Annotated in this window: 7 protein-coding genes and 2 pseudogenes; 5 read left to right on the top strand and 4 right to left on the bottom strand. The window is 40.5% G+C overall.

Annotated elements, in window-relative coordinates; all coding sequences use genetic code 11:
• Nucleotides 1–167 (top strand): metallopeptidase TldD-related protein (locus tag IQ219_RS15785; RefSeq protein WP_368667619.1); only part of this gene is annotated, 167 nt, incomplete at its 5' end.
• A 65-nt stretch (nucleotides 168–232) separates the two neighbouring features.
• On the opposite strand, the pseudogene IQ219_RS15790 reads toward IQ219_RS15785, so the two are convergent.
• Nucleotides 233–417 (bottom strand): annotated as a pseudogene (locus IQ219_RS15790) (hypothetical protein); the annotation flags it as partial.
• A gap of 57 nt (nucleotides 418–474) precedes the next feature.
• Here IQ219_RS15790 and IQ219_RS15795 point away from each other — a divergent pair.
• Both IQ219_RS15795 and IQ219_RS15800 read left to right on the top strand, forming a co-directional pair.
• Nucleotides 475–1,047, top strand: coding sequence for a Uma2 family endonuclease (locus tag IQ219_RS15795; RefSeq protein WP_194073238.1), 573 nt, complete (start codon nucleotides 475–477; stop codon nucleotides 1,045–1,047).
• 182 nt (nucleotides 1,048–1,229) lie between these two features.
• On the top strand, nucleotides 1,230–1,739 hold the full coding sequence (locus IQ219_RS15800; protein ID WP_194073239.1) for a DUF3592 domain-containing protein: 510 nt from the start codon (nucleotides 1,230–1,232) through the stop codon (nucleotides 1,737–1,739).
• Nucleotides 1,740–1,955: 216 nt separating this feature from the next.
• Here the strand turns inward: IQ219_RS15800 and IQ219_RS15805 are convergent.
• A pseudogene (locus IQ219_RS15805) lies at nucleotides 1,956–2,441 on the bottom strand (vitamin B12 dependent-methionine synthase activation domain-containing protein); the annotation flags it as partial.
• Between the two features lie 128 nt (nucleotides 2,442–2,569).
• Here IQ219_RS15805 and IQ219_RS15810 point away from each other — a divergent pair.
• On the top strand, nucleotides 2,570–3,142 hold the full coding sequence (locus tag IQ219_RS15810) for a Uma2 family endonuclease (protein ID WP_194019344.1): 573 nt from the start codon (nucleotides 2,570–2,572) through the stop codon (nucleotides 3,140–3,142).
• 199 nt (nucleotides 3,143–3,341) lie between these two features.
• Nucleotides 3,342–4,129, top strand: a protein-coding gene (locus tag IQ219_RS15815) for an IS5 family transposase (RefSeq protein WP_194073241.1) whose coding sequence is annotated in 2 segments (ribosomal slippage) — nucleotides 3,342–3,681 and nucleotides 3,681–4,129 — 789 coding nt in all. Because the reading frame shifts where the segments join, the coding sequence is not laid out codon by codon here.
• A gap of 133 nt (nucleotides 4,130–4,262) precedes the next feature.
• On the opposite strand, the gene IQ219_RS15820 is transcribed toward IQ219_RS15815, so the two are convergent.
• Both IQ219_RS15820 and IQ219_RS15825 read right to left on the bottom strand, forming a co-directional pair.
• Entirely contained in the window at nucleotides 4,263–5,522 is a 1,260-nt protein-coding gene (locus tag IQ219_RS15820) for a glycosyltransferase (RefSeq protein WP_194020661.1), read from the bottom strand.
• A gap of 73 nt (nucleotides 5,523–5,595) precedes the next feature.
• Nucleotides 5,596–6,148, bottom strand: a 553-nt coding sequence (locus IQ219_RS15825) for a glycosyltransferase (protein ID WP_228017196.1), incomplete at its 5' end; no start/stop codon positions are given.

Consider the following 6,148-nt stretch of genomic DNA (forward strand, 5'->3'; position numbering starts at 1 on the left):
GGTTAGTGAATAAGGGGGAAAAGCAAAGCATTGATGCGGCCACGGTGGCAGGGGACTTCTTAGAAGTTTTAAAAACTATTGTTTACTTAGAACCGGAACCGGAAGTTACCCCAGGGGGAGTCTGTCCCCGGGTTTGGGTGGAAGGATTGGCCATTACTGGGGAGTAGATTAGGCACTGAAATATTTGGCGGTGGGATGGTAGGGAATGGTCGTTGTGGTCGAATTATTTTGGGTAGAGACAATCGGTGTAATTATCGCCAGTAAGTAGTTCTCTCCCATATTCCGCTGCCATTTCCCCCACCGTCACCGCCTGTAAAGGAAAGCATCGGTAATCCCTGATTCTTTTGAAGCAAAGAAGTCCGTAATACAAAGCCGTCACCCTGACTTTTGCGGGAGAAAATCAGATTTGGCGATCGCCATAAAATCGCTAAATTGCTAGAATAAAAGCCTAATTATTTCTGGAAACGGTGGCATATGTTAGCGCTCCAACCCCGCTTTAAAAGCTTTGACGAGTATCTTGCATATGAAGATGATACTGAGCAACTCTATGAATTATTCAATGGGGAATTAATTGCTGTGCCAACGGAGTCAGGATTAAATTTTCAAATTGCCACATTTTTACTGCTCAAATTTGCCGAAATTGTCGGTTATCGACAGGTACGGGGACACGGTTTAGAACTAGAGGTTCATGGTGAGCCCAAAAACCGTTTTCCTGATTTAACGATTATTCGAGAAGAGCATATTGCCCAATTAGCTAAACGCAATACGATTCGGTTATCGATGTTACCGCCCTTATTGGTGGTGGAAGTTGTCAGTCCGGGGGAATTGCAACGGGAGCGGGACTACATTGCGAAGCGTCAACAATATCAAGCCTGTAGCATTCCTGAATATTGGATTGTTAATCCCCAAACGCAAACAGTTTTGGTTTTAGAATTGGTTTCGGATTGCTATCAGGAAGTTGGCAATTTTAAAGAGACAATGGCAATTCAGTCCCCAACTTTTCCCCAGTTAGCGTTAACCGTTAATGAAATTTTTAAGAATCTTTGAGATAACGGCGATCGCCGAGATATTTCCTACGGGGGGCGCTATTTTCCCCAGCCGTTTTTATAAAAAAGTGATAATAGGGTTTTTAACATCCCCAATGCTCCCTTATGCCCTCATTTTCCTAAGGTTGCGGATGATCTCAACAAACCCAATGAGGCGATCGCCTGTTATAAATAAACTTTGGTATGACAAAACAAACAATGCCACCGTGGCAATATGGGCTAGGAGTTGGTTTCGCCGGACTTTTAACAGTCGGTGGAGCGGTAATGATTATCTTCGGTGTCAATTTTGTACAGGAGGCCCTAGCTGCCAAAAAATGGCCAGTTGTAGCGGGCGAGATTAAATCTGTGCAAATTATCAGAGAAGTTGATCGTAATGGCAGCACCAGGGTGGAAACTCATCATTTGACGATTACCTATGACTACCAAGTGGATGGCAATGCCTACACCGGCGATCGCTATTCCCTTGGTGACGGTTCGACCGCCAGTAAACGCTTTAATGAAAGAAGTAAGGCGATCGCCGAAAAAAATAAATATCCAATTGGCAGTGCCATTGATGTATTTTACAAACCAACAGAACCCAGTTTAGCTATCTTAAAACCGGGCGTTAATTTTGGAACTGCTGTTCCCATTATTTTGGGGTTTATTTTCTTATCAACTGGACTATCTCTGCTGATTTTAGTAATACGTAACTAAGAGCCTGTTTGGAAGGTTTTAGTTCGCCTCCTAAATCTCCTAACTAAAGCTCTGGCAATACTGGGAGTCCCCAAACTTGGGAGGTAAGGGGGCTGTTAAAACACCCTCTGAACCAGATAGCATAATCGTCAAACAAAGGGTTGCCTATAACAAATGTCGGAATCAAGGGAAACTCTTTGAAGTTGGTAAACTTCTGACATCTTGAGTGCCTTAAGTCTAAATACTAAAATATTTGGCAGTGGGGTGGTAGGCAATAATCGCCGTTGTCGATTGTTCTGGATAAACCTGTTCACTTTCATCCATAAACAGGCCAATCCGGTCGGTTTGGAGTAAATCTAACTGGGTGTATTGATCCTGCATATTGGGGCAAGCGGGATAACCAAAACTATAACGGGAGCCTTGGTAACGTTGTTGCAGAATATCGCGGATATTGTCGGGATCTAAATCACCAAATCTCAATTCCCGCCGTACTCGTTGGTGGGTCCACTCGGCTAAACCTTCCGCCATTTGCACTGCCATGCCATGGAAGTAGAAGTAATCGGTGTAATTATCTCCGGCAAATAGTTTCCTGGCATATTCCGTCGCTATTTGTCCCACCGTCGTCGCTTGCAAAGGAAAAACATCGATAATCCTTGATTCTTTTGAGGCAAAAAAGTCCGCAATACAAAACCGTCGCCCTGACTTTTGCCGGGGAAATTCAAACTATGGTTTGTATGAGAATGTTCTTCCCATTGGTTGCGCGGGGAATATGCTTGATAGGACTGGCGATCGCCATAAAATCGCTAAATCGTTAGAATAAAAGCCTAATTATTTCTGAAAACGGTCAGCCTATGTTAGCGCTCCAACCCCGCTTTAAAAGCTTTGACGAGTATCTTGCGTACGAAGACGATACCGATCAACTCTATGAATTATTCAATGGGGAATTAATTGCTGTGCCGACGGAATCGGGTTTGAATTTTCAAATTGCCAATCGTTTATTTCTTGTTTTTGCCTTAATGTTGGGCACGGATCGGGTGCGGGGACACGGTTTAGAACTAGAAGTTCATGGTGAGCCCAAAAACCGCTTTCCTGATTTAACTATTATTCGAGAAGAGCATATTGCTCAATTAGCTAAACGCAATACGGTTCGGTTATCGATGTTACCGCCTTTATTGGTGGTGGAAGTTGTCAGTCCGGGGGAATTGCAACGGGAGCGGGACTACATTGCCAAGCGTCAACAATATCAAGCCTGTAGCATTCCTGAATATTGGATTGTTGATCCCCAAACGCAATCAGTTTTGGTTTTAGAATTGGCTTCGGGTTGCTATCAAGAAGTGGGTGATTTTAAAGAATCAATGGCAATTCAGTCCCCCACGTTTCCCCAGTTAGCGTTAACCGTTAATGAAATTTTTAAGGATCTTTGATATGAGGGCAACCAGCACTTTCTTTGATATTTTTGTCAAACCCGCAGGATTGGATTGAATAAATACATTCAAAAACTGATTCGTAAGAAGTCATGTCTAAAGAAAATATAAAAAAGAGGGGAGAGATGAAATTTAGTTTTTATGGTGGAGTGGTAAAAATTGAGTGTTGTGGATGAGTAGTTTACCCAATGTAGCCAATATGAAACGTAAGCCATATGCGAGTGAGATGAGTGATGAAGAGTGGGAGATAATCGAGCCCAAGCTACTGGCATATAAGGGATTTGGGTGTCCCAGAGAGGTATACCTGCGAGAAATTATCAATGCTATCTTCTATGTACAGCGCACAGGATGCCAGTGGGAGATGCTCCCCCATGATTTTCCGCTCCATCAGACAGTGTATAAATATTTTCACAAGTGGCAAAGGAAGGGTATCTGGCAAAGAATTTATGATGAATTACGTAAAGAAGCGAGAGAAAAGACGGGAAGAGTTCCCGACTCCAGTGTGGCAATGGCTGACTCCCAATCCGTTAAAACAACGGAAAAAAGGGGGAAGTCTATGGTTTTGACGGTGGCAAGAAAGTTAAAGGACGTAAACGGCACATCGTAGTGGATTCCCAGGGCTTTATTTTAGGATTATTAGTAACGGAAGCTAATGCTTCAGAGCGCTTAGGAGCGGTAGTGATTTTTGATGAGTTGCGTCAGCATTTATCCTCACTGGAAGTGATTTACCTAGACCAGGGCTATTGCGGGGAAAATTTTGCTCGGGCAATAAGGCAAGTGTGTGGAGAATCAGTACGGCTCGAGGTCGTCAAGCGTTCCTCCAAAGAATTTGAAGTTTTAGCCAAGTGTTGGGTGGTAGAGCGTATTTTTGGTTGCTTAAATTACTATCGAAGATTGAGCAAGGATTATGAACTTTATACCGAAATCAGTGAAGCCATGATTTACGGCGCCCTCATTCGTATTATGCTTTCCCGTATTACTTCTTGATTTTTACTTTAGAAATTATCTCTAAAACCCTCTGAAAATGAGGGTTTTGTTTAATGACTTACATAAATTCCAATGGCTGTTAATGGTTGGGATGAACGAGAGAGTGAGCAGTTAGCCTACCTAAAACTTGAGCTTATTCTCCTTTGAAGATACTTTTGAGGGCAAACCATGCAGTGCGCAGTTTCCAAAATTTACTGGATTCCATGGCAGCCATCTCGGCTGTAACGATATTAATTTCCCCCCTTAGCAAATCAATATTTTTACTTAGGGCAGAGATTTTTTCGTGATGGTTTACATGCTCTAAATCGCCAAGGTATAGACTGCCTATGTCGTGCTGGATAGAATTGTTGAGTTGCAACCATTCAAAAAATGAACGCTTTTGGGTTTTAGTGTCATAGGGATTTGGGAAAAGTTCTTGTAGTTTTTTGCTGTAACGGTACAAAATTCTCGCCTGGTTAGAAATTGATTCGCCGTTGTCAAAGAAATTATAAAAGGACTCTAGATTGCCATATTTTAGACTTTCCATATCTATATATTTTTTTTGATACCATTGTAATAATGAGCCCGAAACATCATTAACGACATCGTGCTTATCCGACATAATGCTCTGGGAACTAGAAAAATGATAAAAAACTAAAGGGGACTGGTTAACAAAAATTTCAGTGTTAACATCACCTGTTAAAACTCGATTACTTAAATTCCAGTTAGCGACATTACATCCCGGATCTCGAATAACATAAAAGTCTTCAAAGTAAGATGGGACAAGGTCTATCCAACGCTGGTCGGTGTAAATACCATTGGCCGGATCAATAAAGCATAAATTAAGGCATCTGTCAGACCACCAATCTATAAATTTATGACCTTCTGGACTAGCTTTAACACCAATAAAACCAAGGTTGAAGATCCCGTGTCTAAGAATAGCTAGCTCATTATCCCTAATTTTCTCCTCTGTTTTCTCTGGCTCAAGTTGATGAGGTGTCAGCAAGATACTGTTTTCTTCCAGATGATCTAATAAGCCATCTAAGCTAGAAAAAATAGCTGTGTCAGGATCCAAAAATATAATCTTTTGACACTCACTATAAGTCGAGAAAATTTTACGGAAGGCCAATGGTTTTACTGCTGTACACATTTCTACTACTGAATGCTTAAAAGTCCATTGAGGAAAATTATCTATATCAAGGCTTTCTATAAAAATTACCGAATCAAAATATTCATCTTGTAAATCAAAAAAATCAGGTAATTTATCAGACAAAACTAAATGAAATGTAATTGAATCATGGAATTTTTTGACTGATTCAGCTAGCACCCTTGCCTTGGGGATATAGCAACTCGTACAGCTAGTAAAAACATGTACTTTGTTATTTAAATCATTCGAGCTTTTTTGACTATTCATAGAGTGATACAAAAAGTGTCGTTTGTTGGGGAAATAATAGCAGTTTTGAGAAATTAAACTGACATTAGACAGTTTAGAGAAGTTTTTCCTTAATACCAAACCATAATTCCCTTAGCTTCCAAAACTTACTACTACGCATAGCGTTTATCTCTGATTCCAGGAGTTGTTTAGATGACAGAAGTTCACTGATTTGATATTCTTGATTTTGTATATACTGATTTTTGTTATTCAGATTTTCGTTTAGTAAATTTAGTTTCACAGTATTCGCTTGTTGATAGTCATCAATTAACAATTTGAATCTTTGATTTAGTTTATGTTTTTCATCGCCACTACAGGACACAGAGATGACAGAGTCATAAAACTCTAGTAGTTTCTCGGAATTTTTACCCCAGTCTAGATGATTTTTAGCATATTCAAGGCCACCTTGAATTATTTTTGAACGAATCTCTGGATTATCCATCAAAAAATCAATGGTCTCAACTAGGGAATAGCAATTAACATCTGACAAAATAAAGGAGTTGACAAGGTGAGTAAGATGGTTGGCAATATTTGTCCTAGGAAGTATAACAGGTTTTCCCATAGCGAGGAACTCCGGTATTTTGGATGGGAAACGATAATCGTTAAAC

This window comes from Synechocystis sp. LEGE 06083 (assembly GCF_015207725.1).
Classification (GTDB): domain Bacteria; phylum Cyanobacteriota; class Cyanobacteriia; order Cyanobacteriales; family Microcystaceae; genus Synechocystis; species Synechocystis salina.